The organism is Prauserella marina (genome assembly GCF_002240355.1).
Taxonomy (GTDB): domain Bacteria; phylum Actinomycetota; class Actinomycetes; order Mycobacteriales; family Pseudonocardiaceae; genus Prauserella_A; species Prauserella_A marina.
In genome coordinates, this window is the sequence record NZ_CP016353.1 from 6,605,306 (window position 1) to 6,630,858 (window position 25,553).

The 25,553-nt window shown below is 66.5% G+C and carries 26 protein-coding genes; 11 read left to right on the forward strand and 15 right to left on the reverse strand.

The window, feature by feature from the left end; all coding sequences use genetic code 11:
• Nucleotides 1-51: 51 nt before the first annotated feature.
• The 3 genes from BAY61_RS30705 to BAY61_RS30715 all read right to left on the reverse strand — a co-directional run bounded on the left by BAY61_RS30705 (nucleotide 52) and on the right by BAY61_RS30715 (nucleotide 1,713).
• Nucleotides 52-432: a hypothetical protein gene (locus BAY61_RS30705; protein WP_420848810.1), complete on the reverse strand. Its 381-nt coding sequence runs from the start codon at nucleotides 430-432 to the stop codon at nucleotides 52-54.
• Entirely contained in the window at nucleotides 416-655 is a 240-nt protein-coding gene (locus BAY61_RS30710) for a DUF397 domain-containing protein (protein WP_091805798.1), read from the reverse strand. The genes BAY61_RS30705 and BAY61_RS30710 overlap by 17 nt, the downstream gene beginning before the upstream one ends.
• A gap of 179 nt (nucleotides 656-834) precedes the next feature.
• Nucleotides 835-1,713, reverse strand: a complete 879-nt coding sequence (locus BAY61_RS30715) for a helix-turn-helix domain-containing protein (protein WP_091805801.1) — start codon at nucleotides 1,711-1,713, stop codon at nucleotides 835-837.
• Nucleotides 1,714-1,945: 232 nt separating this feature from the next.
• On the opposite strand from BAY61_RS30715, the gene BAY61_RS30720 reads away from it, so the two are divergent.
• Complete coding sequence (locus BAY61_RS30720; RefSeq protein ID WP_091805804.1) at nucleotides 1,946-2,779, forward strand: SAM-dependent methyltransferase; 834 nt, start codon at nucleotides 1,946-1,948, stop codon at nucleotides 2,777-2,779.
• An 11-nt stretch (nucleotides 2,780-2,790) separates the two neighbouring features.
• Here the strand turns inward: BAY61_RS30720 and BAY61_RS30725 are convergent, their stop codons facing one another.
• On the reverse strand, nucleotides 2,791-3,177 hold the full coding sequence (locus BAY61_RS30725; RefSeq protein WP_091805807.1) for a sterol carrier family protein: 387 nt from the start codon (nucleotides 3,175-3,177) through the stop codon (nucleotides 2,791-2,793).
• Between the two features lie 57 nt (nucleotides 3,178-3,234).
• On the opposite strand from BAY61_RS30725, the gene BAY61_RS30730 reads away from it, so the two are divergent.
• From BAY61_RS30730 to BAY61_RS33215, 4 genes are all read left to right on the forward strand, one after another.
• Nucleotides 3,235-3,846, forward strand: coding sequence for a type VII secretion system-associated protein (locus BAY61_RS30730; RefSeq protein WP_091805810.1), 612 nt, complete (start codon nucleotides 3,235-3,237; stop codon nucleotides 3,844-3,846).
• A 270-nt stretch (nucleotides 3,847-4,116) separates the two neighbouring features.
• Nucleotides 4,117-4,929, forward strand: coding sequence for a lysozyme (locus BAY61_RS30735; protein ID WP_091805812.1), 813 nt, complete (start codon nucleotides 4,117-4,119; stop codon nucleotides 4,927-4,929).
• 186 nt (nucleotides 4,930-5,115) lie between these two features.
• Nucleotides 5,116-6,018, forward strand: coding sequence for a lysozyme (locus BAY61_RS30740; RefSeq protein WP_091805815.1), 903 nt, complete (start codon nucleotides 5,116-5,118; stop codon nucleotides 6,016-6,018).
• A 426-nt stretch (nucleotides 6,019-6,444) separates the two neighbouring features.
• Nucleotides 6,445-7,533, forward strand: coding sequence for a hypothetical protein (locus BAY61_RS33215; protein WP_176879727.1), 1,089 nt, complete (start codon nucleotides 6,445-6,447; stop codon nucleotides 7,531-7,533).
• Here BAY61_RS33215 and BAY61_RS30750 read toward each other — a convergent pair.
• Nucleotides 7,520-8,116: a helix-turn-helix domain-containing protein gene (locus BAY61_RS30750; RefSeq protein WP_091805818.1), complete on the reverse strand. Its 597-nt coding sequence runs from the start codon at nucleotides 8,114-8,116 to the stop codon at nucleotides 7,520-7,522. The two genes, BAY61_RS33215 and BAY61_RS30750, sit on opposite strands and share 14 nt — an antisense overlap.
• Before the next feature lie 16 nt (nucleotides 8,117-8,132).
• Between BAY61_RS30750 and BAY61_RS30755 the strand changes: the two genes are divergently transcribed.
• Nucleotides 8,133-8,651 (forward strand): GNAT family N-acetyltransferase, encoded by a 519-nt coding sequence (locus BAY61_RS30755; protein ID WP_091805821.1) that lies wholly within the window; start codon nucleotides 8,133-8,135, stop codon nucleotides 8,649-8,651.
• 130 nt (nucleotides 8,652-8,781) lie between these two features.
• Nucleotides 8,782-9,879, forward strand: coding sequence for a pentapeptide repeat-containing protein (locus tag BAY61_RS30760; protein WP_091805824.1), 1,098 nt, complete (start codon nucleotides 8,782-8,784; stop codon nucleotides 9,877-9,879).
• A gap of 9 nt (nucleotides 9,880-9,888) precedes the next feature.
• Here the strand turns inward: BAY61_RS30760 and purL are convergent, their stop codons facing one another.
• Nucleotides 9,889-12,195: a phosphoribosylformylglycinamidine synthase subunit PurL gene (purL, locus tag BAY61_RS30765; protein ID WP_091806552.1), complete on the reverse strand. Its 2,307-nt coding sequence runs from the start codon at nucleotides 12,193-12,195 to the stop codon at nucleotides 9,889-9,891.
• 69 nt (nucleotides 12,196-12,264) lie between these two features.
• Here purL and BAY61_RS30770 point away from each other — a divergent pair, with 69 nt between their 5' ends.
• The gene (locus BAY61_RS30770) at nucleotides 12,265-13,887 is read left to right on the forward strand and encodes an ABC transporter transmembrane domain-containing protein (RefSeq protein WP_245865587.1); all 1,623 of its coding nucleotides are present in this window, start codon (nucleotides 12,265-12,267) and stop codon (nucleotides 13,885-13,887) included.
• Nucleotides 13,878-15,614, forward strand: coding sequence for an ABC transporter ATP-binding protein (locus BAY61_RS30775; protein ID WP_091805827.1), 1,737 nt, complete (start codon nucleotides 13,878-13,880; stop codon nucleotides 15,612-15,614). Before BAY61_RS30770 ends, BAY61_RS30775 begins: the two co-directional genes overlap by 10 nt.
• 22 nt (nucleotides 15,615-15,636) lie before the next feature.
• Here the strand turns inward: BAY61_RS30775 and purQ are convergent, their stop codons facing one another.
• The 3 genes from purQ to BAY61_RS30790 all read right to left on the reverse strand — a co-directional run bounded on the left by purQ (nucleotide 15,637) and on the right by BAY61_RS30790 (nucleotide 17,297).
• Entirely contained in the window at nucleotides 15,637-16,326 is a 690-nt protein-coding gene (purQ, locus tag BAY61_RS30780; RefSeq protein ID WP_091805830.1) for a phosphoribosylformylglycinamidine synthase subunit PurQ, read from the reverse strand.
• Nucleotides 16,323-16,562: a phosphoribosylformylglycinamidine synthase subunit PurS gene (gene purS, locus BAY61_RS30785; RefSeq protein ID WP_091805832.1), complete on the reverse strand. Its 240-nt coding sequence runs from the start codon at nucleotides 16,560-16,562 to the stop codon at nucleotides 16,323-16,325. The genes purQ and purS overlap by 4 nt, the downstream gene beginning before the upstream one ends.
• Before the next feature lie 303 nt (nucleotides 16,563-16,865).
• A complete protein-coding gene (locus BAY61_RS30790) occupies nucleotides 16,866-17,297 on the reverse strand; it encodes a MarR family winged helix-turn-helix transcriptional regulator (protein ID WP_091805835.1) in 432 nt (143 codons plus the stop codon).
• A gap of 63 nt (nucleotides 17,298-17,360) precedes the next feature.
• On the opposite strand from BAY61_RS30790, the gene BAY61_RS30795 reads away from it, so the two are divergent.
• The gene (locus BAY61_RS30795; protein ID WP_091805838.1) at nucleotides 17,361-19,160 is read left to right on the forward strand and encodes an ABC transporter ATP-binding protein; all 1,800 of its coding nucleotides are present in this window, start codon (nucleotides 17,361-17,363) and stop codon (nucleotides 19,158-19,160) included.
• 57 nt (nucleotides 19,161-19,217) lie between these two features.
• On the opposite strand, the gene BAY61_RS30800 is transcribed toward BAY61_RS30795, so the two are convergent.
• Entirely contained in the window at nucleotides 19,218-20,687 is a 1,470-nt protein-coding gene (locus tag BAY61_RS30800) for an aldehyde dehydrogenase family protein (RefSeq protein WP_091805841.1), read from the reverse strand.
• 129 nt (nucleotides 20,688-20,816) lie between these two features.
• Here BAY61_RS30800 and BAY61_RS30805 point away from each other — a divergent pair, with 129 nt between their 5' ends.
• Nucleotides 20,817-21,452 (forward strand): MBL fold metallo-hydrolase, encoded by a 636-nt coding sequence (locus tag BAY61_RS30805; protein ID WP_091805843.1) that lies wholly within the window; start codon nucleotides 20,817-20,819, stop codon nucleotides 21,450-21,452.
• Here the strand turns inward: BAY61_RS30805 and BAY61_RS30810 are convergent.
• The 5 genes from BAY61_RS30810 to BAY61_RS30830 all read right to left on the reverse strand — a co-directional run bounded on the left by BAY61_RS30810 (nucleotide 21,374) and on the right by BAY61_RS30830 (nucleotide 25,481).
• Nucleotides 21,374-22,108 (reverse strand): DUF2334 domain-containing protein, encoded by a 735-nt coding sequence (locus BAY61_RS30810; RefSeq protein ID WP_091805846.1) that lies wholly within the window; start codon nucleotides 22,106-22,108, stop codon nucleotides 21,374-21,376. The genes BAY61_RS30805 and BAY61_RS30810 overlap by 79 nt on opposite strands.
• Nucleotides 22,109-22,188: 80 nt before the next feature.
• Nucleotides 22,189-23,619 (reverse strand): adenylosuccinate lyase, encoded by a 1,431-nt coding sequence (purB, locus tag BAY61_RS30815; RefSeq protein WP_091805849.1) that lies wholly within the window; start codon nucleotides 23,617-23,619, stop codon nucleotides 22,189-22,191.
• Nucleotides 23,620-23,640: 21 nt separating this feature from the next.
• A complete protein-coding gene (locus tag BAY61_RS30820) occupies nucleotides 23,641-24,219 on the reverse strand; it encodes a TetR/AcrR family transcriptional regulator (RefSeq protein WP_091805852.1) in 579 nt (192 codons plus the stop codon).
• Between the two features lie 31 nt (nucleotides 24,220-24,250).
• Nucleotides 24,251-24,979 (reverse strand): hypothetical protein, encoded by a 729-nt coding sequence (locus tag BAY61_RS30825; RefSeq protein ID WP_091805855.1) that lies wholly within the window; start codon nucleotides 24,977-24,979, stop codon nucleotides 24,251-24,253.
• Nucleotides 24,972-25,481: a SigE family RNA polymerase sigma factor gene (locus tag BAY61_RS30830; RefSeq protein WP_091805858.1), complete on the reverse strand. Its 510-nt coding sequence runs from the start codon at nucleotides 25,479-25,481 to the stop codon at nucleotides 24,972-24,974. Before BAY61_RS30830 ends, BAY61_RS30825 begins: the two co-directional genes overlap by 8 nt.
• Nucleotides 25,482-25,553 lie beyond the last annotated feature (72 nt).

Genomic DNA, 25,553 nt, shown 5'->3' on the forward strand with positions numbered 1-25,553 from the left:
GCCGCCTCCAGTGTAGGTGGCCGGAGGCGGCCCGACTCGGTGATCTAGCGCTCAGGCTGTCGCCATGAGCCATTTGGCACGACCACCTGAGCCGGAGACCCAGCAACCGCCTGAACGCGCGGGGCTCCGCGTCGCATGGTCTTCATCGGACAGTTCGAGCAGGTCGCCGACAACCGAGTCCATTGCTCCCGACCGGCGCCACAAGACGCGCTTCGGTTCGAGGACATCGGCTTCGTCACCGGGCATCCGCATCGCGGTGACGTCGTCCTCGGCGTCGAGGCGCACGACGTCGATCACGTCACCGTGCGCACGAACGCCGACGATCGTGACGATCTCGCCATCGGCGTTGCGAGGGTGCACGAAGCGGTAACCCTGCTTGATCAGCCGGCCGAGCACATCCTCGACCGTCGTTGTTTCACGCGACCACATCATCGAATTCGCCGTCCTTGGCTCCCGCGAGGAAAGCTGCGATCTCTTGCTGCGTATAGATGAGCGCAGGACCGTGTGGATCACGGGAGTTTCGCACCGCAATCGAGCCGTCTGTCATTGTGGCTACCTCGACACAGTTGCCCGTCGCACCGCTGTACGTACTTTTACGCCAGGTCGCGTCCGCGAGCAGGTCCGCAGAGATGCCGTTGCGAATCGTCTCCGCCATGATCCTCACCTTCCCGACTTACACTTTCGGAGGATGCATCTGCACGTGCATTGAATTGTGCAGCCACGGTAGCACGTGCCAGTGCAGGTGTGAATGCACGTGCAGATACAAGTTCACGAGATGCTGACCATGAATCGACAATCAGGAACGACTTTCAGTTGCGCCAGGAAAACCCCTGGTCAGAACTCCGCACGTAGCTTGGTGATCATCTGCCGCGACCGATCCGGTGTCTCGGCATCGACGGCCAGGCGGTCCAGTGACCGGCCGATGCGCTCGATCTCGTCGGGCCGGTCGAGGTAGAGGCCGCCCGCGATGTGCTCGATGTAGGCGATGTTCGGCAGCTCCGGCTCCGAGAAGCGAAGCAGCGTGAACGCACCCTCGGCCGCGTATCCACTACGGGCGTAGGGCACCACCTGCACCGAGATGTGCGGCAACAACGTCAGTTCGAGCAACTGGTCGAGCTGAGCCCTGTGCACCGCGGCCCCGCCGAGCGGACGGTAGAGCACGGACTCGTCGATGACGGCCCACAATCGGGGAGCTCCCGGCCGGTGCAGCAGCTTCTGCCTGCGCATCCGCAGCGCGATCCTGCCCTCGGCGGTCTCGTTCGCCGTCTCGGGAAGACCGTGGGTGATGATCGCCCTCGCGTAGTCCTCCGTCTGCAACAGACCAGGGATGAACTGCAACTCGTAGGTCTGGATCCGGGCAGCGGCCTCTTCGAGCCCGACATAGTCGTCGAACCACTTCGGCATGTAGTCGTTGAACTTCTGCCACCAGCCGGGGTTGTTCGACTCCTTGACCATGCCGAGGAACTGCTCGCGCTCGGCGGTGTCGCCGATTCCGTAGAGCGTCAGCAGATCGGCGACGTCCCTGTCCTTGAAACCGACCCTGCCGAGTTCGAGTCGGCTGATCTTCGATTCGGAAGCCCTGATGTGGTACCCGGCATCGGCGCGGGTGATGCTCGCGTGCTCCCTGAGCCTGCGAAGCTGCGCTCCGAGGATCATCCGCCGTGCGGTAGGACCAGCGACCTGGTCCCCTGCCGTGCGATCCACCGCGGCCATGTCCCGGATTCAACCCTCTCGCCACTGACAACCGGCGCCTTCGGACGCCACGGACTACTCATTGAAGACGCGTCATCGTACCCGAGGAAACTGCCCGACCACTCAAAGTACACCGCGTCACCGGACAGTCAAGGTGAGCCGATCGGCCTTGACACCGCCGTTTACCCCCAGGGCACAAACCCCTACTCTACGTGGATCCGCGTTATCCACTCCTGGGCTGTGAGGTTCCACAATGTCTGCCCCCGTTCCCCAGTCAGAACGCGTCCCTGTCGGAGTCGACCCGAACAGGGCAAGCATCGCCCGCGTCTATGACGCCTTCCTCGGCGGCAAGGACAATTACGCGATCGACCGCGAGGTGTTCCACAAGGTCCAGAAAGCGGCGCCGGAGGCGCAGGACCTCGCGATCGAGAATCGCGGTTTCCTGATCAGAGCCTGTCGCTTCCTCGCGCAGCAGACCGGGCTCACTCAGTATCTCGACTGTGGTTCAGGGCTCCCGACCGCGGAGAACACCCACCAGGTCGTACAGCGGCTCACGCCAGAGGCCACCGTCGTCTACATCGACAACGACCCCGTCGTACTCGCCCACGGTCGCGCCCTGCTCGAAGAAAACGAGAACACCCACTTCGTGGCGCTCGACATCTTCAAACCGCAGGAGATCATGGAGAACCCGACGGTTCGCGATCACCTCGACTTCTCCAAGCCCATCGGCTTCCTGCAGGCGGGAACCCTGCACCACTACGAGGGCGACCAGGACGACCCGGCCAGGATCATGAGGGAGTACATCGACGCGCTTCCCTCCGGTTCCTACGTCGCGATCAGCCACTTCCTCGATCCGGAAAACGAGCACAGTTCCGTCGCGCGGAAGATGGAGGAGGTGTTCCGGCACAGCATGATGGGTTCGGGCACCTTCCGTACCAAGGCGCAGATCGAGGAACTGTTCGACGGACTCGACATGATCGAGCCTGGCGTGATCAGGTGCGCTGACTGGTGGCCGGACGGACCTCGGCTCAAGGAACTGAACCAGGTACAGCACTGCATCGCGGGCGGCATCGGCCGCAAGCCGTAGCCGGACCGCCGTCAGGGTTCGATCCGGACGATCGGCAACCAGTGGGAAAGGTCGGCGCGGGTTCCCGACGCGCTGACCTTTCCTTGCGTGAGCGCGTCTTTCCACTGTAGACGGCCGGTGGCGAGTTCCAGCCAGGTGCGCGGGTCCGTCTCGACGACGTTGGGCGGCGTTCCCCTCGTGTGCCGGGGCCCTTCGACGCATTGCACGGCGGCGAACGGAGGCACTCGCACCTCGACGCTGCGACCGGGCGCGTCGGCCGCGAGGGCGCGAAGGCTCAACCGCACCGCGGAGGCCAGTCGCCGCCGGTCCGGTTCGGGGGCGTTTCCGGTCAACCAGGCCGAAACCTCGGCGACGGCGGCACGCAACTCTGCTGGATCGATGGGCCGGGCTGCTGACATGTGGCAACAGTAGAGTGAGCGAGGAGACGAACGCACAGCACTACGCGGGGATGCACTATGGCGCAGCGGGATGAAGCGGACCGGCTCGTACCCAACGAACCGTCGGTCCACCGGAAGCCAAGGATCACCCGCGAGATGCGGGCCAACGCGAGGGCAAATCCGAACAGCTGGCTTTACGTCATCGACGAAGCGTTCGACCCCAACGGCAGGGTTCCCTCGTGGGCGGTCGTCGGCGCCTATCCCGTCAACGGCAACGGTGAGGTCGTCGAGGACTTCCATCCCAACGATCGCTATCGTCCCTCGCCGAAGGCGCTCGGTTTTCCCGAGCCTGCCAACGAACTCGAACGAATGCTGCAACTGGTACGGACCAAGCACCGGCCCGCAGAGGACCTTCCCTCGGTCGTACTCGGCGCCACGCTCTTCGTGTACGCGATGTCGCCCGTGCAAAGGACCGTGATCGGTTTCCACAACAGCGACGGCAGGGTGCTCGTTCCCGCCTATACCGCGAAGTCTCTCGTTCCCCCTGAATGGCCGCATGCCCGCGCCGTACTCGGCAAGGACATCGTCGGGCTGCTTGCCGGTCACGCGCTCACGATCAACCCGCACGACGTGGTCACCGCGGTGATTCCCGCCGACCACCTCGAACGCGCGCTTCGCCAGGAGAACTGACCTCGTCGCGAGAACGGGTGACAAGCAATCCTTTCGGGTGACACCCGAATCGCGTTTGTCAATTCCTGGGGGCATTGTGACGCGTGGGGCAATGTCTCCTCGGGACGCGGGTCGCCGAACGCGCGGATGAATGGGGCGGACTGCCTGACCTCTCGCAGGTGAGGCGCGGGAGTGCGGGGCGGGGTCCGGCCGCGCTCATCGCGCTGATTTCGGCACGGCTCTTTTCGGGGGCACGGCCCCGACCGAGACGAACCGAGGTCGGGAGTCAATGTGAAAAAGCGAAATTCCCTTGTCTGCTTTGGTCTTGCCGCGACCGTTGTCGGCTCGCTGCTTTCGGCTGGCCACGCCGCTGCGGCTGACGACGACTACGAGGGCGCGGCGGAACGCAACGCGGGCTCACAGATCGCGAGGGTCGAGGGCGTCGACGGCACACCGAAGGACGCTGTCGCGGAGGGAGCGAACGTTCTCGGTCACGACGTCAGCAGCTGGCAGGGGAAGGTCGATTGGAAGGCGTCGGCTTCGGCGGGAGCGAAGTTCGTCTACGTGAAGGCGACCGAGGGAACCGGGTACCGCAGCGACACCTTCAACGACCAGTACGACGGCGCCTACGACGCCGGTCTGATCAGGGGCGCCTACCACTTCGCGAGGCCGGACGTCTCCGGCGGCGCCGAGCAGGCCCGGTACTTCGTCGAGAACGGCGGGGGCTGGAGCGCCGACGGCCGCACCCTGCCCGGCGCGCTCGACATGGAGTACAGCCCCAAGGGCGACGCCTGCTACGGCAAGAGCCCTTCGGCGATGGTCGCCTGGATCAAGGACTTCTCGCGTAGCTACGCGGCGGCGACGGGAAGAGCACCCGTGATCTACACCAGCACGGGCTGGTGGAAGAAATGCACCGGCGACAGCCCCGACTTCGGGACGACGAACCCGTTGTGGCTCGCCAGGTATGCCCCCGAGATCGGACCGCTTCCTTCCGGTTGGCAGGCGCAGACCATCTGGCAGTTCTCGGATTCCGGAAAACTGCCCGGTGATCAGAACTCCTTCAACGGCGGCAATGCCCAGCTCTCCAAGCTCGCCGGCGAGTGATGGCGAAAGTGATTTTCACAGTCACCACCCATTCGAATTAACCCGCAAATCACCCACTTATTGCGGGTATTTCACGCCAACTAGTGACAAACCCGGCATCCTCAGATAACAATCAACGCCCGAGCGGCTACTGCCCGCAGTCACCGCTCACAGCGAGGGCAATGTGATTCGTGAAGGGAAACTCCCATGTCCACCGGACGAAGAATCTGGCGGCGGTTGGTCGCCGCCGTCGCCGTCGGTTCGGCCAGTGTGCTCCTGCTCGGCACACTGACCCCGGCGACGGCGTCACCGCAGGCGCCCGACGCGGCGCCCCAGTACGTCGACGGCATGCCGACGGACAGCTACGTCGAGACCTACGACCATCCGATGGGCTCGCAAATCGCCAGGGTCGAAGGCGATGAGTCCACGGAGGAAACGAGGGGGCAAGCGTTGCGGCCACAGGCAAACAGCACCGACGACTATCGCGCCACGGCAACGGTGCCCGGCATCGACGTCAGCGGTCATCAGCAGAACGTCGACTGGAATCACTGGTGGGGGCAGGGCAAACGGTTCGCCTTCGTCAAGGCGACAGAGGGAACGGGATACAAGAACCCGTATTTCGCCCAGCAGTACAACGGGTCCTACAACGTCGGCATGATCAGGGGGGCATACCACTTCGCACTGCCAGACCGTTCTTCCGGTGCGGCACAGGCGAATTACTTCGTCGACAACGGCGGCGGATGGTCGAAGGACGGCAAGACTCTTCCCGGCGCGCTGGACATGGAGTACAACCCCTACGGCTCGACCTGTTACGGCAAGAGCAAGTCGAGCATGGCGGCGTGGATTCGCGACTTCCACGACACCTATCACAGCCGCACCGGCCGTTACCCCGTCATCTACACGTCGACGAACTGGTGGAACCAATGCGTCGGCACGGCGCAGAGCTTCGGCAACACGGTTCCGCTGTGGGTGGCGCGGTACTCGTCCTCCGTGGGAACACTGCCCAACGGGTGGAGCTTCCACACCTTCTGGCAGTACACCTCGACACCCATCGATCAGAACTCGTTCAACGGCAGCTACGACAGGCTCAAGGTGCTGGCGACCGGCTGAGTTCAGGTCACGAACCGATAAAAGTTCCCGCCCGGCATGGCCGGTCGGGAACTTTTTTTGCCCAGCGCGCCACAGGGAAGGCACAATGCCCGCTGAGTGAATGTTTGACTGCTGGGGGAGTTCAACCGTGATGGATCAACTACCGTCCGTCGATGTTCCGGTCCGTTCCGGGTCCAGTACGAGACGGGCAGCCGAGCGAGCGCGAGTACGTCGCCGATGAAGCCGCCGCAGGACGTCCCACAACGATGATCTTGGGCAGGACGTCCTGCCCGGGTCACACCATCACTTCGGCAGCGGCATACCTCATGCCCTGACCAGGCCAATCGCGCACTTACCAGACCATGGCTGGTCCCACCAGCCTCTTCAGCGGAACCAGCCATTCGGGTCGTGCGTCTGCGGTAAAGCATTGTCGACGAAAGGCGCCCCATGACCTACCCACCTCAGCCCGGACAGCCGTACGGCGGGCAACCTGACCCGTACGGGCAAGGTGGACACCAGCAGCAAGGCGGTGGCTACCCGCAATCCGGACAGTTCCCGCAGCAGGGCGGCTACCCCCAGGGCGGCCAATATCCACAGCAGGGCGGTTACCCGCAGTCGGGCGCTTTTCCCCAGCAGGGCGGGCAGTACGACCAATACGGTCAGTACCAACAGCAGCAGTACGGCTACCCGCAGGGCGGCGAATACGGTGGGCCGCCCAAGAAGAGCAAGACCGGACTGTGGGTCGGTCTGTCCGTGCTCCTCGTCGCGCTCGTCGCCTTCGGAGTCACGGGCTTCCTCGCTCCCGGCTTCCTGCTCGGTGACGACGAGGACGAAAAGACCCCCGGTGGCGGAGGCGAAGAGGGCGGCGCGCAGGCCGTCGCGGAGCAGATCATCACCGGCCTGAAGAACAAGGACGCCGCCGCGCTCAACGGGCTCAAGTGCTCGAACGCGGGCGAGGACATCGACCAGGTCATCAACTCCGTCAGCACCGTCGAGGACGCACGGCTCGGCGAGGTCAACGAGAACGGCGACACCGCGACCGCGACCGCCTCTATCACGGCGGCCGGCCAGCAGTTCGAGGTCAGTGGCGACCTCGCCAAGGAAAACGGCAAGTGGTGCTGGCAGGACGTCGCGATGGGCGGCGTCGAGCCGCCGCCCGCGACCGAGGAGACCGGTACTACCGAAGAACCCGGCGGCACGGGCACCACCGAAGGCACCGGCACTCTCACCGAGACCGAGGCGGAAAGCGTCGCCAGCGGCTTCATCGATGCGCTCAACAGCGGTAACGCCGAGCAGGCCAAGGCAGCGCTGTGCCCCGAGTCGGCCCAGATCAACGGCCCCTACGTGGACATCATCGCCGGCGATTCACCGGATCTCTCCATTGGCTCGATGTCCGGCGAACTCGCGGACGTTGGTGCCTACGAAGCGATACTCGCGGGCACCGTCCGCGGCAAGGACGTCACGTCGGAGGAATCGACCATCGGCGTGGTCGACGCGATTCCTGGCGGTTGCGTGGACTGGATCATCCTTCCGTAGCACGCGAATACCGCGCTCCGGCGTACCGAGGCCGCATGATCATCGCGGCGACGTAGTAGGTACACGGTTCGCCGGAGCGGTTGGCATAGCCCAATGTGATGTCCGCTGCGAGGTACACGGAGTCGCCTTCGGACAGTTCGATGACCCGGTCCCCTTCGAGGGTCAGCGTCACGGTTCCCGATTCGACGTAGATGAACTCGTGCGAACCAGGCGCGTAGGGCGGGTAGTCACCAGGCACGGAGCCCGGCGGCAGGGTCGAGCGGATCCATTCGAAATTCACCCCGGGAACGACAGGGGTGAGGATGGTTCGCTGCCAGCCGCCGGGCTCTCGCACGTGGTCCTGTTGCCCCGCCCTTCGCACGATCACGCGTTCGTCCTCCGGCTCAGCGACCAGCACCGGAAGACGCACACCCAGTCCGGTCGCCACGCGGTCGAGAACGACGACGGTCGGCGCCTTCTCTCCCTTTTCGATCGCGGAGAGCATGCTGACGCTCACCGCGGATCGGTCGGCGAGTTCCTGGAGTGTGAGGTCGCGTTCGCGTCGTAGCAACTGCACGCGTCGGCCGAGAACGGCGAGATCCATCTACACTATCGTAGTGATGAATTCTCCTATAGAGAAATCCGGGGAGGTGCGCGCCGCCACGAAGGACGACCTCGCCTCGATAGCCGAGATCTACGCCCACTACGTCACGACGAGCCTCAGTACCTTCGAACTGCAACCGCCTGACCACCCCGAATGGGAGCGAAGGTTCGCCGCGATCACCGGTGCCGCGCTGCCGTTTCTCGTCGCCGAGTGCGCGGGCATCGTGGCGGGCTACGCGTACTGCGGAAGGTGGAAACCTCGCCCCGCCTACGAGCACACGGTCGAGGACTCGATCTATCTCGCGCCGCAGGCCACCGGCAAAGGCATCGGCGGCACGTTACTCGACACATTGCTCGACGCGTGTGCGGATCGCGGCATCCGCGAGGTCATCGCCGTGATCGCCGATTCAGGCGATGACGCTTCCCTTCGCCTGCACCGAGGAAGGGGCTTTACCGAAGCAGGGCGGCTGCGCGGGGTCGGACTCAAACACGGTCACCTCGTGGACACTCTGCTGTTGCAGCGAAGCCTCGGGTAAGCGACTCGGCCTTCTCCGGCGGTTCACGCTGAATGCGGATCTCGCGTGCCTGGGTGCGGATCTCGGCGTCCCGAGTGCGGATCTCGGCGTCCTGGACGGGGGACTCGCGGGCGTTAAGTAGATTGCCGACATGAATCGGGTTCGGGTCGCCCTTCGGTCGCCGCTTTTCGGCACCGTCTTTTGTGCCGTCCTGCTGGTGCTCGCCATCAGCGTGTGGCTGCTCACCGACGGGAAAACCAACCGGAGCGACGCGCTGCGCACCGGAGGACTCGCGGGCGGCGCCATCGTCGCGCTCTACGCCCTCTGGCTCAACGACCGGCGGCGCCGCGTCGAGGAAGCCCGACAGGAGATCGAACGCAAACGTCACGAACTCGAAAGCCGCCGCATATCCGACGAACGGTTCGCTCGCGCCATCGAACTGCTCGGCGACGAGGCCGACCAGGTCAGGGTCGGTGCGCTGCACGTTCTCGCCGGGCTCGCCAAATCGCGGCCCGGCTACACCCAGACGGTGCTCGACGTCGTGTGCGCCTACCTGCGCCGCCCCTACTCGCACCCCCGGCTCACCGGAGGCAAGGGCCCCGCTCCTCAGAACGAAGGTCCCGAAAGGGAAATCGCGGAACGGGAACTCCAGGTCAGGCTTACCGCACAACGCATCCTGCTCGACCTGCTCCCCGAAGCGGGCCAGGACGAAGCGCCCTCCTACGACCTCGACCTGACCGGAGCCACGCTGGAATACCTCGACTGTTCCGGCCGCAAGCTCGGGACGGTGCTGATGCGCTACGCGAAGCTGCACAGCAGCATCAACTTCAGCGGCTGCGACTTCGGGGGCCCGGTCTGGTTCACCGCGGCGAGCACCAACGAGGGACGGCTCACCGGCCGCTTTCGCTGCACCAACTCGACGTTCAGGGAACGCGCGTGGTTCAGCGGTACGGAATTCGGCGAACTCGCCGACTTCACGGGTACGACCTTCTTGGGGAAGGCGAGCTTCAAGGACTCCACGTTTCACGGCGACGCGCTGTTCGGCACGACGTCCTTCCACACGGGACTCGATCTTCGGAGGGCGAGGTTCGCGTCCCGACTCGACCTGCGCTGGAAACGCGGCCCAGAGGCGATTTCCCTCTACAACACCGTGATCGAGCCGGAAGTCGAAGCCGATCTGCCGGAAGGCTGGACGACAACGAAGTTGCCGGACGGCCAGACCAAACTGACCGCCCCTCCGGGGACCTGAGCGACCGTCCTAATCGAACAGTGCGGGCAGCGTGCCTTCCCACGCGACGCGAAGCTCTTCGAGCGGGTAGTTCGCGACGTCCTGGATGTCCAGCGCTGCCGATTCGGGATCGACGACGCCGGTCTTGCGCCACGGCAGTCCGCGTGCCTCGCACATCTCGGTGAAGCGCAGTTCCTCACTGCGAGGCACGGCGACCAGCACCCTTCCCGCCGATTCGGAGAAGAGCTGGACGAACGGATCGGCGTCCTGGTCGAGCAAAACCCTTGCCCCGCACTGTCCGATGAGTGCCATCTCGACAACGGCCTGTGCCAGCCCGCCGTCGGCGAGATCGTGGGCAGCCGAGATCATCCCGTCCCGCGAGCCCGCGACGAGGATCTCGGCGAGCAGGCGCTCCCTTTCGAGGTCGACCTCAGGCGGCAGCCCGCCGAGGTGACCGTGGATGACACTGGCCCACGCGGAACCGCCGAACTCGTCCTTCGTGTCGCCGAGCAGCAACAAGCTCTCACCCGGCTCCGAGCCGATCCCGGTGGGGATCCTGCGCCGGACGTCGTCGATGACGCCGAGCACGCCGACGACCGGAGTCGGCAGAATCGCCGTGTCGCCGGTCTGGTTGTAGAAGCTCACGTTGCCGCCGGTGACCGGAATGCCGAGCTGCGCGCAGCCGTCGGCAAGGCCGTGCACCGCGCGCTCGAACTGCCACATGACGCCCGGGTCGCGCGGCGAACCAAAGTTGAGGCAGTTCGTCACCGCGACTGGCTCGGCTCCGCCGGTGGCCACGTTGCGATACGCCTCGGCGAGCGCGAGCTGGGTGCCCTGGTACGGGTCGAGGAAGACGAACCGACTGTTGCAGTCGGTCGCGACTGCGACGCCCCTTCCGGTCGACTCGTCGATGCGAACGACGCCCGAGTCGGAAGGCTGGGCGAGCACGGTGTTGCCACGAACGTAGCGGTCGTACTGCTGGGTGACCCATTCCTTCGAAGCCTGGTTGGGCGAGGAGATCACCTTGAGCAGGGTGTCCCTCAATTCGTCCGAAGTGGACGGACGAGGCAGCGAGTCCGTGCTGTCGGCCTGTAGCGCGTCCTGCGTGGCAGGACGCGCGAACGGCCGGTCGTACACCGGCCCCTGGTGGGCGACCGTGCGCGGCGGCACGTCGACGACGACCTCGTCGTGCCACGTGATGACGAGGTGATCGCCATCGGTGACCTCACCGATCTCCGTCGCGATGACGTCCCACTTGCGGCACACCTCCATGAAGGCGTCCACATCGGCCGGAGCCACGACGGCACACATCCGCTCCTGCGATTCGCTGGAAAGGATCTCGGCTGGCGTCATCCCCTTCGCGCGAAGGGGAACCCGGTCGAGGTTGATGTGCATCCCTCCGTCGCCTGCCGCTGCCAGCTCGGACGTCGCGCAGGAAAGCCCGGCACCGCCGAGGTCCTGGATGCCGACGACCAGCTTCTTGCCGAACAGTTCGAGACAGCACTCGATGAGCACCTTCTCGGTGAACGGGTCGCCGACCTGGACGCTGGGCAGCTTCTTGCGACCGCCGCTGGTCTCGTCGCCGGAGAAGGAGTCACTGGCGAGCACGGAGACGCCGCCGATGCCGTCGAGCCCCGTCCTCGCCCCGAACAGGATGATCTTGTTGCCGGTACCTGACGCGTGCGCGAGGTGCAGGTCCTCGACGCGCATCGCGCCGACACACATGGCGTTGACCAGCGGGTTGCCAGCGTAGCTCTCGTCGAAGACGACCTCGCCGCCGATGTTGGGAAGGCCGAGGCAGTTGCCGTAGCCCGCGACGCCCGCGACGACACCGGGAAGCACCCGCTTGGTGTCGGGCGCGTCAGCAGGGCCGAACCGCAGCGGGTCGGCCACGGCGAGCGGCCTGGCACCCATGGCGAGGATGTCGCGCACGATGCCGCCGACACCCGTCGCCGCGCCCTGGTACGGCTCCACATAGGACGGGTGATTGTGGCTTTCCACCTTGAAGGTGACGGCCCAGCCGTCACCGATGTCGACCACACCGGCGTTCTCGCCGATGCCCGCGAGCATCTTGGCCCGCATCTCCGGCGTCGTCGTCTCGCCGAAGTAGGCGAGGTGCCGCTTGGAGGACTTGTACGAGCAGTGCTCACTCCACATCACGGAGTACATGGCCAGCTCGGCCTCCGTCGGCCGCCGCCCGAGGATCTCGCGGATCCTCGCGTACTCGTCGTCGGCCAGACCGAGTTCGAGGTAGGGCTGCGGAAGTTCGGGGGTGCCCGCTGCGTGCGCGGTGGTGTCGACGACCGGTGTTTCGACGTGAGGTGATGCCACGGCCATCAGGATACTTGCCGGTCCCGCGAGAAAATCGGTCGCCATCGACGCAGGTCGTTCGTAACGTTTTCGGACGTGCCACTCAAGCCGTACCCGGCTCCCGACATCCGCCTGCCAGCACGACTGACGCCGATCACCTTCCTCGTCGCCCTGCTCAGGGGGCGACCTTGGCTTGCCGTCGGTTCGATCTTGTTCGGCGCGCTGTGGCTCGTGCCGAGCGCGCTGCTGCCCGTCGTCGTCGGCAACGGCATCGAAGCCGGTATCGCGGACGAGGACAGGTCGGCGCTGCTCGGCTACGCCTTGGCGACCGCGGGCATCGGCGTGGTGCAGGCCGTTTTCGGCACCACACTGCTCGGTCTCGGGGTCGGCATGTGGATGCACGGCGCCTCGGCGACGCAGCGGCTCGTCGTGACGCACGCGGCGAAGCTCGGATCGGGGCTGCGCGCCAAGGTGGGCACCGGCGAAGTGCTCGCCGTCACCTCCTCCGACATCAACAAGATCGGCAACGTGCTGGAGGTGATCGGCAGGCTCGGCGGCGCGGTGGTGGCCTTCCTCACGGTCGGCTTCGTACTGGTCGGCTACTCACCGCTGCTCGGGATGGTCGCGCTCGTCGGTGTTCCGATCGCGACCATCGGCGTCGGCTCGTTGATCGGCCCGCTCGAACGCAAGATCCGGTACCAGAGGGAACAGGTGACCGCCGTCAACGCGCTCGGCGCCGACATCGTCTCCGGCCTGCGGATACTCAGGGGAGTCGGCGGAGAACGCCAGTTCAACGCCAGGTTCCGCGACGCGAGCCAGCGGGTCCGGTTCGCGGGAATCGACGTGGCGAGACGGGAATCGTGGCTCACCGGAGCCGAGGTTCTGCTGCCTGGACTCGTCACGGTGGCGATCACCTGGCTCGGCGCGAAACTCGCCGTCGCGGGAACGATCAGCGTCGGTGAGCTGGTCGCCTTCTACGGTGCCTCCGCGTTTCTCGTCATCCCGGTGAGCACGGCGACCGAGAGCGCCGGTGCGCTGGCATCGGCGCTGGCATCGGCAGGCAAGGCAGCCAAGGTACTCAACCTGCGTGCCGACCTGACCGAGCCGGAATCACCGGTCACCCTTCCGGAAGGCCCGCTGGAACCCCACGATCCGAAGACCGGTTTCACGGCGGTAGCCGGCAAACTCACGGTCGTCGACATCGGAAAACAGGGCGAGGAGCTGGCCGAACGACTGGCCAGATTCACCGACAGTGGCGAGCCTGCTTCGCTGTCCGGTGTCCCGGCCGACAGGGTCGCGCTGACCGAGCTGCGCAGCCGCGTCGTGTACGCGCACAACCAGGACCTGTGGTTTTCCGGGATCCTCTCTGCCGAGATCGCGGCCGACGTCCCGGGAAAGGTCACCGTCGACAACGCGCTGTGGGCGGCAGACGCCGAAGACATCGTCGCCGCGCTTCCCGAAGGGATCGAGGAGCGCATCGGGGAACGCGGCAGGGAGATCTCCGGTGGTCAACGGCAGCGGCTGGCACTGGCGAGGGCGCTCGCCACCGACGCCGACGTACTGCTGCTCGACGAGCCGACGTCGGCGGTCGACGCACACACCGAGGCCCGCATCAGCAGGCGAGTCGCCTCACTGCGCAGGGAAAGGACGACCGTCGTGTTCAGCCAGAGCCCACTGTGGGCCGCTGTCGCCGACGAGGTGGTGACGACATGCAACTGAAACTGCCGCTCGCCTCGGCCGCCGTCGCGAGGCGCTGGGCCGCGACGACGTTTCGCGCCAACCGCCGCGAGTTCGTCGTCGTCCTCGTGCTCTTCACGATCGCCGCCGTCGCGGGCCTCGCCGGACCGCAGTTGCTCGGCCTGATCGTCGACGAGGTCGCCGGTGGCGAGAACACGATCAGCATCGACGTGCTCGCCGTGGTGTTCGTCGCCGTACTGGTCGTGCAGAGCTGGCTGCGGCGATCGGCCCGACTCAAGGCAGGGGTACTCGGCGAACGGGTGCTCGCCGAGACGAGGGAAGGCTTCGTCGGTCAGGCGCTGCGGCTGCCGCTGGGCACCGTCGAGGCCGCGGGCACCGGCGACCTGCTGAGCAGGGCGACCTCCGACATCAGTCGAGTCGACCGCGCTGTCCGCCACGCGGTACCCGAGATCACCGTGGCCGCCTTCACCGTGCTGCTGACCATCACGGCCATGATCATCACGTCGCCGTTGCTCGCACTGGGCCTGCTCGTCGCCGTCCCCGTGCTGTTCCTGCCGACCAGGCGCTACTGGCGCAGGGTGCCTTCGACGATCGCGTGGATGCTGGACTCGTGGTCGGGAGTACAGACCGATACGCACGAAACCGTGGAAGGCGCGCGAACGGCCGAGGCGCTGTCACGCACCGGCCGCAGGATCACCGACGGCGAAAAAGCACTACAGGAGGCCATCGGCGGGGAAAGGGAACTGCGAAGGCTCCAGGTTCGCTGGGTGCCGTTCCTCGAACTGTCGCACACGTTGCCCATCGCGGCGATGCTGCTGCTCGGCGGCTGGGCATACGCCAACGATCTCGCCGCGCTCGGCACGATCACCACGATGGTGCTGTACATGCAGGCTCTCGCGGAGCCGATGGACACGTTGATGTGGTGGTTCGAAGACCTCATGGTGTCCGGCACGGCGCTGCGCAGGGTGCTCGGCGTACGCGGCGCCGACGACGAGAAGAACGGTGGCAGTCCTCGGGGAACCGACATCGAGGTCAGCGGCGTGCGCTTCGGCTACACGGCCGATCGCCAGGTACTGCACGGCATCGACCTGAGCATCCCGCGAGGCGAACGGCTTGCCGTCGTGGGTCCCTCCGGAGCGGGGAAGTCCACTTTGGGCAGGTTGCTCGCCGGGATCGCCGCACCGAGCGAGGGTTCGGTGACCGTCGGTGGCATCGAGGTCTCCTCGCTGCCCGACGACACGCTGCGGCGTGAGGTACTGCTGCTCACCCAGGAGCAGCACGTCTTCAGCGGGACGTTGCGGGAAAACCTCACGTTGCCTGGTGATGGTGCCTGGAGTGACGACGAATTGCTCGCCGCGCTGGACTCGACGGGCGCACGGGCTTGGGCCGATTCGCTGCCGGAGGGGCTTTCCAGCAAGATCGGCACGGGTGGCGAGCCGGTTCCCGCCGCGACGGCACAACAGCTCGCGCTGGCGAGGGTGGTTCTGGCCGACCCGCACACCCTCGTACTCGACGAGGCGACGTCACTGCTCGACACCTCGTCGGCGAGAGAACTCGAACGGACACTGGCGAAGGTGCTCGAAGGAAGGACGGTGATCGCGATCGCACACCGGCTGCACACCGCGGCGGCTGCCGATCGCGTCGCGGTCGTCGAGGACGGCAGGATCAGCGAACTGGGCAGTCACGGCGAACTGCTTGCCGCGCGAGGGCCCTACGCGCGACTCGTGCATGCCGCCCGCGCCGACTGAGCGCGGGCGGTGTGCACAGACGTCAGCTCGTCGCCGCGAGGGGCCTCAGCGCGTCGAGCGCCGAGTAGAACATGCCGAGGCCGTCGTCAGAAGGCCCGGTGAGCGCGTCGATGGCGTGCTCGGGGTGCGGCATGAGCCCGACAATCCTGCCGTCGGCGCTGCTGATGCCGGCGATGTCGTCGCGAGAACCGTTGGGATTGCCCCCGACGTAGCGGAAGACGACCCTGCCTTCGGCTTCGAGCGCGTCGAGCGTGTGCTGGTCGGCGACGTAGCCGCCCTCACCCGACTTGAGCGGGATCAGAACCTCGGCGCCCTTGTCGTAGCGAGTGCTCCACGCCGTCGTGTTGTTCTCGACCCTCAGCCACTGATCGCGGCACACGAAGTGCAGTTTCTCGTTGCGTACCAGCGCACCTGGCAGCAATCCCGCCTCGCACAAGATCTGGAATCCGTTGCAGATTCCGAGCACCGGCATGCCCTTGCCAGCGGCTTCGATGACCGACGTCATCACCGGCGCGAACCTGGCGATCGCGCCACAGCGAAGGTAGTCGCCGTAGGAGAAGCCGCCGGGCACGATGACCGCGTCGACTCCCTTGAGGTCGGCGTCGGCGTGCCACAGCGCGACCGCCTCGGCCGACGAGCGCGTGACCGCGCGGGCGGCGTCGACGTCGTCGAGCGTGCCGGGGAAGGTGATGACCCCGATACGCGGGGTCACTGTTCGACCCTCCGCACGGTCCAGTCCTCGATCACGGGGTTCGCGAGGAAGCCCTCCGCGATCTTGGCGAGGGTTTCGTCGTCGACCTCGTCGTCGACTTCCAGTTCGAATCGCTTGCCTTGGCGAACCTCGGTGACCCCGGTGAAGCCGAGGCGCGGGAGCGCACCCGCGACCGCCTGGCCTTGTGGGTCGAGAATCTCGGGCTTGGGCATGATGTCGACGACTACTCGGGCCACGACGGGCTGCTCCTATATTTCCGCTGTTTCCGCAGGTCGATGCCCCTTGAGCGTAGCTTAGGGGCCGAGAGGCCCCCGACACCCCTCGGCCCCATGCCGACTTCACCTGACTTATACATACGTAGGACGGGCAACTATTCCCGACCGTTGCGCGATACCGGCCAATTCGCCGGTTTGGCTCAATGCCGGTAACCCTGAGCCACCGCCGGTGGATTCCCGGCGCCGCGCATGGCGCGTCTCGTCGCGGGACGCGGCGCGACAGCGAGTGGGATCACCCACAGTAAAAGCGCGGCGAGGGCCGCCTCATCGCGGCTCCCCTCCGACCTTGTCGAGCAGCGCGATCAAGGTGCCGCGCTCGGCGGGAGTGAGGACGGAGAACAGTTCGTCGACGACCGCCGTCCGCTCGGCACGGATTCGCAGGCACATGGTGCGCCCCTCTTCGGTGAGTTCGAGCAAGGTTGATCTGCGGTTGCACTCGTCGATCCTGCGGCGCACGCAGCCTGCCTCCTCAAGCGCGTCGACCAGCGGGGTCACCGCGCGAGGGACGACACCGAGCCGCGTCGCGAGCTCGGCCATGCGCGGCGGCTTCTCGCAATGTCCGATCACACTCAGCGCCCTCGCCTGCGCGGGAGTCAGACCGAGCGGTCCCAGCCGCTGCATTTGCGTGACCCTGGTTCTGCGCGCCAACCGCAGGAACAGATCACTCAGGCGCGCCTCGCCCTCTTCGGAGTCCACCCTGTCAGAATAACAGAGTAGAGGTAACTATGAACATAGGTAATTAAGAGCTACGCTCGGAGTATGCCCGTTGCCGAAGAACCACGCCGCGAGCCGGTGCCAGTGCGCCGGATACTCCGGCTCTTCCGGCCGCATCGGGGCAGGCTCACCATCGTCGGCCTGCTCGTCGGCCTGTCCTCACTCGTCTCCGTCGCCTCACCGTTCCTGCTGCGCGAAGTCCTCGACGTCGCGATCCCGCAACAACGAATCGGCCTGCTCAGCGCACTGATCGTCGGCATGCTCGGCGTCGCGGTCGCCACCAGCGTCTTCAACGTGCTACAGACCTACCTCTCGACGACCGTCGGCCAGCACGTCATGCACGATCTGCGCTCAGCCGTCTATGCCCGCCTGCAACGCATGTCGCTGGCGTTCTTCACCCGCACCCGCACCGGCGAGGTGCAGTCGAGGATCGCCAACGACATCGGGGGAATGCAGTCGACGGTCACCTCGACGGCGACCTCGCTCGTATCCAACGTGACGACCGTCGTGGCGACCGTGGTCGCGATGATCGCGCTCGACTGGCGGCTGACCGTCGTCTCGCTGCTGCTCATGCCGGTTTTCGTGTGGATAAGCCGCAGGGTGGGCGCCGAACGCAAGAGGATCACGGCTCGCAGGCAGAAGCAGCTCGCGGCGATGTCGTCGAACGTGCAGGAATCCCTTTCGGTGAGCGGTATTCTGCTCGGCCGCGCCATGGGAAGGTCCGGTTCGCTCACCGAGCGGTTCACCGACGAGTCGGAGCGCCTGGCGAAGCTGGAGGTCGAATCCAGCATGGCCGGCAGGTGGCGGATGTCGACCATCCAGATCGTGATGGCCGCCCTGCCCGCGCTGATCTACTGGGCGGCCGGAGTCAGCAGCGCGTTCGGTGTCCCGATGATCTCGCTCGGCACGCTCGTCGCGTTCGTCACCCTGCAACAGACCCTGTTCCGGCCGACCATGTCGTTGTTGCAGACCGGTGTCGAACTGCAAAGTTCGCTCGCGCTCTTCCAGCGGATCTTCGAATACCTCGATCTTCCCGTCGACGTCGAGCAACCACGCGAGCCCGTCGTCATCGAGCCGGTGAGGGGCGAGGTGCGCTTCGATTCGGTCGGTTTCTCCTACTCCGCGACGGAAACCGGCGAAGAGCCGAGCACCCGCAAGACTCTCGACGGCATCGAGCTGACAGTGCCCGCAGGCGGAAGCCTGGCGATCGTCGGCGAAACCGGTTCCGGCAAGACCACGATGAGCTACCTCGTCCCTCGGCTCTACGACGTCTCGGAAGGCAAGGTGACCATCGACGGCGTCGACGTACGTGAGCTGAGCTTCGCGACACTCGCCGACAGCGTTGGTGTCGTGTCACAGGAGACCTACCTGCTGCACGCCTCGATCGCGGAGAACCTGCGCTTCGCCAAGCCTGACGCGACGGACGCCGAACTGGTCGAGGCGGCCAAGGCGGCACAGATCCACGATCACATCGCCGCGTTGCCCGATAGCTACGACACGACCGTCGGCGAGCGTGGCTACCGGTTCTCCGGCGGGGAGAAACAACGTCTCGCCATTGCCCGCACGATCCTGCGCGACCCGCCGATCCTCGTGCTCGACGAGGCGACGAGCGCACTCGACACCCGGACGGAACTGGCCGTGCAGCAGGCGATCACCGCACTCGCGGCCGGCAGGACGACGATCACCATCGCGCACCGGCTTTCCACGATCCGTGACGCCGATCAGATCGTGTTGCTTGAGCGCGGCAGGATCGCCGAACGTGGAACACACGAGGAATTGCTCGCCGAGGGCGGCAGGTATTCGGCGCTCGTGATGCGGGAGAGCGAACTGGAACCGGCGGCCTGACTGTCCACAGTGTTGATCCACAATGTTGATCACTTGTGGACAACTGCCAACAACGAGTCAGCGTCGTCCGTGGAGTCTGCTGATGAGTTTGCCGACGAGAGCTTCGGTTTTAGCCGAACGGGCAAAGCTCGTCAACGCGAGGGGAGCCGTGAACCGTTGCCGCGCAATGGCTTTTGGCCTCGCGAACTCGCGCAACCCCTCCTCGCCGTGAATCCTGCCGAAGCCTGATTCGCCGACACCGCCGAACGGAAGCGAGGCGATGCCGACGAACGAGAACGGAGCGTTGATCGCGGTCTGGCCGGTACGCAACCGTCGCGCGAGTTCCATACCCCTTCGCCTTGAGAACACCGTCGACCCCAGCCCGTAGGCCGAATCGTTGGCTTTCTCGACCGCCTCGTCCATGTCGGCGACCTTGGCGATCGTGACCGTCGGGCCGAACGTTTCCTCCCGCACCGCTTCCGAGTCCTCGGGTACGTCGACGAGGACGGTCGGCCTGACATACCTGTCGCCGACGGCGCCCTCGCCCCCGACGAGCGCTCTTCCGCCACGGGCGAGCGCGTCGGCGATGTGCCTTCGCACGATCGCGAGCTGACTCGGCATCGTCATGGGCCCGTAGTCCTGCCCTGGCTCGACCTGCTCCGTCAGTGCGACGACCTTCGCGAGGAATTCGTCGTAGACCCGCTCGTGCGCGTAGACGCGCTCGACACCGGCACAGGTCTGGCCCGCGTTGGAAAACGCTCCCCACACGGTCGCCTCAGCGGCGGCATCGAGATCGGCGTCTTCGTCGACGAGAACGGGATCCTTGCCACCAGCCTCGATGACGACGGGAGTCAGCCGCTTCGCCGCCGCGGTCATGATCTTCCTGCCCGTCGCCGCCGATCCGGTGAAGGCGATCTTGTCGACCTCGGCGTGCGACAGCGCGGCACCCGTCGGCCCGAAACCGGTGACGAGCTGAAGCACCGGGTACTCGGGAACGACCTCGGCGAAGGCGTCGACGAGCCAGGTTCCGACGGCGGGCGTGTACTCGCTCGGTTTGAACACCACGGCGTTTCCAGCGGCAAGCGCGTAACTGACGGACCCGAGCGGGGTGTGCACCGGGTAGTTCCACGGCCCGATCACGCCGACGACTCCGAGTGGCTGGTACTCGACGCTCGCGGCCTGGTTCGCCAGCAACAGGCCGGGCGAACGGCGCTTGCGGCCGAGTACCCTGTGCGCGTTTTTCGTCGCCCACGCGAGGTGTTCGATGGCGAGCACCGATTCGAGCTGCGCGTCGCCGGTCGGTTTGCCGGTTTCCTCACTGACCAGCTTGCACAACTCGGTGAGCCGCCTCGCGAGAATGCCCTTCCATGCGGCGAGCCGGTCAGCGCGGCCGGAGAACCCGAGCCCCGCCCACCAGGCGGCGGCGTCCTTCGCCCTCGCGACCGCTTCCTCGACCTGGTCCGCGGTGTGCACGGGGAATGTTCCGATCACCTCGTCCGTCGCGGGGTTCAGCGAATCGAACGTGTCGACGGCGTGAGCCGTGGTCATCGTGCCTCCAGCGCGTCAGTGGGCCTGCACGTCGCCAGCATGACACAGGCGAGCGCCGTGCGGCTGGCTTCCTCATCCGCCGAACGGATCAGGCGCGTAGGCTGAACGGAAAGACCAAGGGAGACACCGATGCGCTTTGTCCATTTCGGACACTCTTGCGTGCTGGTCGAAACAGAGAACGCGCGCATTCTCATCGATCCCGGCTCATTCTCGGCCGGGTTCGAAAACGAACGCGAACTGGACGCCGTCCTCGTCACCCACCAGCATCCGGATCACCTCGATCCGCACCGGCTTCCCTCGCTACTGTCGGCCAACCCCTCCGCACGGCTCGTCGTCGACTCCGGTTCAGCGGATGCGGTCGGCAAGCTGGGGCTCACCGCCGCCGTCGCCGCGCCTGGCGAGGCGTTCGACTTCGGCGGCACCTCGGTCAACGTGGTCGGCGGTCAGCACGCCGTCATCCATCCCGAGGTTCCCATCGTTCCCAACATCGGCTTCGTCGTCGATCACGGCGCCTTCTACCACCCTGGTGACTCGTTCTTCGTTCCCGAACAGCGCGTTGACGTGCTGGGCCTTCCGACGGCGGCACCGTGGCTCAAGGCAGCCGATGCCGTCGACTACCTCAGGGAGATCAGGCCGAGGGTCGCGGTGCCGATCCACGAGGCCGTACTGGCCTCGCCCACCATGCACTACGACCTCTTCACCAGGCTCAGCCCGGAAGGCACCGAGCTCAGGGTCCTCACCAAGGGTGAACCTTCGTCGGTGTGACCGGTGCGCAACGCCGGATAGCCCCTGCCGACCGCGCCTTCGCCGAGCACCGCGTCGACGGCATCGAGTATCGCCGCGCGCCTGCACGGTGAAGCAAGGTCGGTTCCGCTGACGGCAAGCCGGACCACGCCGCCTCTTCGCGCCGACCGGCGCGCGCCGGCCACGAAGGCGGAGCAGCGACGGTTCTCCCACGGCCGCCGCTCTTCGAATGCGCGCACCCGTGACTTGACGACGGTTCCGGCTTCGAGATCACGCACGACCGTCAGTTCGGCCGCTTGGCGAAAACCGTGCCCGCGCAGGGCGCGCACCGTCCCAGCCGAGCAGAGCCAACCTGGCGGGGCGAACGCGTCGGCCTGGAGCCCGAGCCGGTCGAGCCCCGCCATGGCGGCGATGAGGCGCAGTCCCGCCTCGTGCGCGGGCAACGAGGCGAACTCCGTTCTCACCCTGGGGTCGTAGCCGTGCAGCAGCACCGCGTCGCCTCCGGCGACCCTGGCCCGGAGCCACCCGCTCGTCTCCGCACAGCCGGAGACGAGCCCCGGGGTGCACAGCAACGACAGCGGGAGCCGCCGCCGGTCGAGTTCGGTGGCGAGATCGGCACACCGGTACACGCAGGCGGGCCCGATCCCCGACAACGAAACCAGCAGGGTGGCGTCCACGCCTCCATTGGGCCCCACCGGAATGACCCCGCACTGACGTCGAGGTGAGTGCGGGGTGAACCGTTACCGGACCGGCGCTGTCACAGAATCGGCGCCGGACGGTACTCGGCTGCCTCTGGGAAACGTTTGACGATGTCGGCGACCCTTCCGGTGACACCGGCGACCTGGGCCTCGGCCGTCCCGGTGAAGGAGAGCCGGTCGGCGAGCAGTTGCTCAAGGGAAGGCAGGTCGAGCGGAATGCGCTCGTCGGCGGCCAGCCGGTCGAGCAGATCGTTGGCCTGCTTGCCCTGCTCACGCATGGCGAGCGCGGCCGCGACCGCGTTCTCCTTGATCGCCTCGTGCGCGCTCTCCCTGCCGACTCCTGCCCTGACCGCGCCCATCAGCACCTTGGTCGTACCGAGGAAAGGCAGGTACCTCGACAACTCCCTTTCGACCACGGCCGGGAAAGCACCGAACTCGCCAAGCACGGTGAGGAACGTTTCGAGCAGACCGTCGAGCGCGAAGAACGCGTCGGGAAGGGCCACCCTGCGCACGACCGAATCCGAGACGTCGCCCTCGTTCCACTGGTCACCCGCCAGCTCCCCGATCATGGAGAGGTAGCCACGCAACACGACCGCGAGCCCGTTGACGCGCTCGCAGGAGCGCGTGTTCATCTTGTGCGGCATCGCCGACGAGCCGACCTGCCCCGGCTGGAAGCCCTCGGTCACCAGCTCGTTGCCTGCCATGAGCCTGATGGTCTTCGCGAGGCTCGACGGAGCCGCCGCCACCTGCACGAGCGCGGAGAGCACGTCGAAGTCGAGCGAGCGCGGGTACACCTGGCCGACGCTCGTGAAGACGTTCTCGAATCCGAGGTGCCGCGCGACCCTCGTCTCCAGCTCGCCGAGCTTCGCCGCGTCACCGAGCAGGTCGAGCATGTCCTGCGCGGTGCCGACGGGACCCTTGATGCCGCGCAGCGGGTACCGCGTGACCAGCTCGTCGATTCTGGAGAAGGCGACAAGCAGCTCGTCGGCAGCCGTCGCGAACCGCTTGCCGAGAGTCGTCGCCTGTGCGGCGACGTTGTGCGAACGGCCTGCCATCACGAGGTCGCTGTGCTCGGTGGCAAGCTCGGCGAGCCGCGCCAGCACGGTGACGACGCGCTCGCGGACCAGTTCGAGCGAACGCCGGAGCTGAAGTTGCTCGACATTCTCGGTGAGGTCGCGGGAGGTCATTCCCTTGTGCACGTGTTCGTGCCCCGCGAGCGCGTTGAACTCCTCGATGCGCGCCTTCACGTCGTGCCGGGTGACCCGCTCCCTCGCCGCGATCGATTCGAGGTCGACCTCCCGCAGCACCCGCTCGTAGTCGGCGATCACGCCGTCTGGAACGTCGACGCCAAGCTCCGACTGCGCCTTGAGCACGGCGAGCCACAGTTCGCGTTCGAGCGTGACCTTGTACTCGGGCGACCAGAGGCCGACCAGTTCCGGTGAGGCGTAACGGCCTGCGAGCACGTTGGGGATGCGGGGCTTGTCCTTCACGACAGTCAGGCTAACCGTCAGTCAGGCGAGCTCGGCGTGCAGCCTGCGCGCGGCGAGACCCCTCGGATCGGGGTCGACGGCGATCAACGCGTTGACGACGGTGCCGTCGACGAGCGCGATCAGCCGGTCGAGCCGCTGTGGATCGATGCTCGTGCCCGACCTGACGAAGATCGCGGTCAGCAGCTCGCGCAGTTCGCCCGCGAGCGTGCGCATGAGCGGCCTGAGGTAGGGCCTTCGCCCCGTCGCGACAAGCCGCTCGTACCGCAGCAACACAGCCTCGTAGCTGGGGTCGCTTCCGAGTAGCTGGTCGAGGACGAGCTCGACCAGCGTCCCCACGCCCCGTCGATCGACGCTGAGCTGGGCGAGCTGTGTCCGCCCCTTCTCCAGTTCGGAGCGGCCGTGGTGCTCGGCAGCCGCGTAGATCAGGTCGTCCAGCGAGTCGAAGTAGTAGGTCGTCGAAGCCAGCGGTAGCTCTGCTCGTTCGGCGACCGCCCTGTGCCGGATGGCCTCGAAGCCGCCTTCCGCCAGCAGTTGCGCTGCCGCCGCGACGAGCGCGGCCCTCCTGCGCTCGCCTTTCGGCGTGCTCGCTGCTGACGTCATGGCCGGAGTGTGCCATCCGCGGCCGTGACGTTCAGAAACGCTCGGCGAGTGCCGTCGCGATGTCGTCCAGCCGGTCGGCGAACGGCGGGGTTCGCGATCCGGGTTCGGGAACGCTCGCCACCACGACGGTGGCCCCTTCGGCCGTGCGCTGCCGTGCGGTCGCCGTGCCTTCGGCCCACTGGAAGGAGGTCTCACCACCTTGGGGGACGAGCACGACATCGACCGTGCCGCCTTCGAAAGGCAACGCGGCGGTACGGGCGCCGGAAGGACACACCGAGGCGGGCCGAGCCGCCCCCGACGCGGTGACCGGGAGCTCGCCGGCGAGGGCGATGGCGAGCTCCCGGTCCACCTTGTCGCACCCTGCGGTGCTGCCGACCCTGGGGTCGGTCTTCCCGTTCGACTCATCGCCCTGCTTCGGTGAGTCTTGCGGGACAACCTGTGCACTGGGATGACGCTCGGCTTCCGATTCCGGTTGCCCTGACTGATCGTTTTCCGCGTTGCCCCTCTGCGCCGTCGGTGCCGATTCGGTCTGTGGTGCGGCGGCGGTCGTCTGCTCGGAGGGAGCCGGGCCGCTGAGCACTCCGATGGCGGTCCCGACGCCGCCGAGCATGACGACGGCCGCGGCGACCCCGGCAACGATGCCGCGCCGTTTCGCGGTCGCCCTGCGCGAGGCGGTGGCGACGTCGGCGGCCGTGAAGCCGGGCGGTGGCGGCTCACCTGGCGCTTCGAGGAAAAGCCCCTCAAGTTCCTTCTCATCCATGCGTCTCCACCTCCTCGCCAAGCACGTCACGCAGGTGTGCGAGCCCCCGCGCGGTCTGGCTCTTGACGTTGCCCTCGCTGCATCCGAGTACCTTCGCGACACCGCTGACGTCGAGCCCCTCGAAATACCGCAGCACCAGCACCGCCCGCTGCCGTGGAGGCACCCTGCGCAATCCCGCGAGCAGGTCTTCCCTCGTCGCGACTCGATCGGCGAGTTGCTCACCCCGTGGTGGCGGTTCGGGCAGTTCGTCCGACTGCCGTTCCCTCCTCCACGGCCTTCGCGACTCGTCGATCGCGGCCCTGACCAACGTCGTGCGCACGTACGCGTCGGTCGCCGCCCTGTCGCGGATCTTGCGCCAGCGACGGTGCAGCGCGACGAACGCGGTCTGCGCGAGATCGTCGGCGCGGTGCCAGTCACCGCAGAGCATGTACGCGGTCCTGCGCACGGAGTCCCGCTTGGCAGCGAAGTACTCCGCGAACTCCTGCTCATCGCGGTGATCCACGCGGATGGTCTCCGGTCGTTCGTGTTGTCGGTAGGAGAGACGGAAATACTGCCATCAACGGTTGCACGCCGG

Excerpts from the sequence above, each read along its gene's own strand:
- BAY61_RS30800 (WP_091805841.1), bottom strand. The coding sequence starts at position 20,687 with ATGACCACGGCTCACGCCGTCGACACGTTCGATTCGCTGAACCCCGCG.
- BAY61_RS30760 (WP_091805824.1), top strand. The coding sequence starts at position 8,782 with ATGAATCGGGTTCGGGTCGCCCTTCGGTCGCCGCTTTTCGGCACCGTC.
- BAY61_RS30825 (WP_091805855.1), bottom strand. The coding sequence starts at position 24,979 with ATGGATGAGAAGGAACTTGAGGGGCTTTTCCTCGAAGCGCCAGGTGAG.
- BAY61_RS30740 (WP_091805815.1), top strand. The coding sequence starts at position 5,116 with ATGTCCACCGGACGAAGAATCTGGCGGCGGTTGGTCGCCGCCGTCGCC.
- BAY61_RS30725 (WP_091805807.1), bottom strand. The coding sequence starts at position 3,177 with ATGTCAGCAGCCCGGCCCATCGATCCAGCAGAGTTGCGTGCCGCCGTC.
- BAY61_RS30750 (WP_091805818.1), bottom strand. The coding sequence starts at position 8,116 with ATGGATCTCGCCGTTCTCGGCCGACGCGTGCAGTTGCTACGACGCGAA.
- BAY61_RS30705 (WP_420848810.1), bottom strand. The coding sequence starts at position 432 with ATGATGTGGTCGCGTGAAACAACGACGGTCGAGGATGTGCTCGGCCGG.
- BAY61_RS30710 (WP_091805798.1), bottom strand. The coding sequence starts at position 655 with ATGGCGGAGACGATTCGCAACGGCATCTCTGCGGACCTGCTCGCGGAC.
- BAY61_RS30715 (WP_091805801.1), bottom strand. The coding sequence starts at position 1,713 with ATGGCCGCGGTGGATCGCACGGCAGGGGACCAGGTCGCTGGTCCTACC.
- purL (WP_091806552.1), bottom strand. The coding sequence starts at position 12,195 with ATGGCCGTGGCATCACCTCACGTCGAAACACCGGTCGTCGACACCACC.
- BAY61_RS30775 (WP_091805827.1), top strand. The coding sequence starts at position 13,878 with ATGCAACTGAAACTGCCGCTCGCCTCGGCCGCCGTCGCGAGGCGCTGG.
- BAY61_RS30805 (WP_091805843.1), top strand. The coding sequence starts at position 20,817 with ATGCGCTTTGTCCATTTCGGACACTCTTGCGTGCTGGTCGAAACAGAG.
- BAY61_RS30795 (WP_091805838.1), top strand. The coding sequence starts at position 17,361 with ATGCCCGTTGCCGAAGAACCACGCCGCGAGCCGGTGCCAGTGCGCCGG.
- BAY61_RS30755 (WP_091805821.1), top strand. The coding sequence starts at position 8,133 with ATGAATTCTCCTATAGAGAAATCCGGGGAGGTGCGCGCCGCCACGAAG.
- BAY61_RS33215 (WP_176879727.1), top strand. The coding sequence starts at position 6,445 with ATGACCTACCCACCTCAGCCCGGACAGCCGTACGGCGGGCAACCTGAC.
- BAY61_RS30730 (WP_091805810.1), top strand. The coding sequence starts at position 3,235 with ATGGCGCAGCGGGATGAAGCGGACCGGCTCGTACCCAACGAACCGTCG.
- BAY61_RS30820 (WP_091805852.1), bottom strand. The coding sequence starts at position 24,219 with ATGACGTCAGCAGCGAGCACGCCGAAAGGCGAGCGCAGGAGGGCCGCG.
- BAY61_RS30720 (WP_091805804.1), top strand. The coding sequence starts at position 1,946 with ATGTCTGCCCCCGTTCCCCAGTCAGAACGCGTCCCTGTCGGAGTCGAC.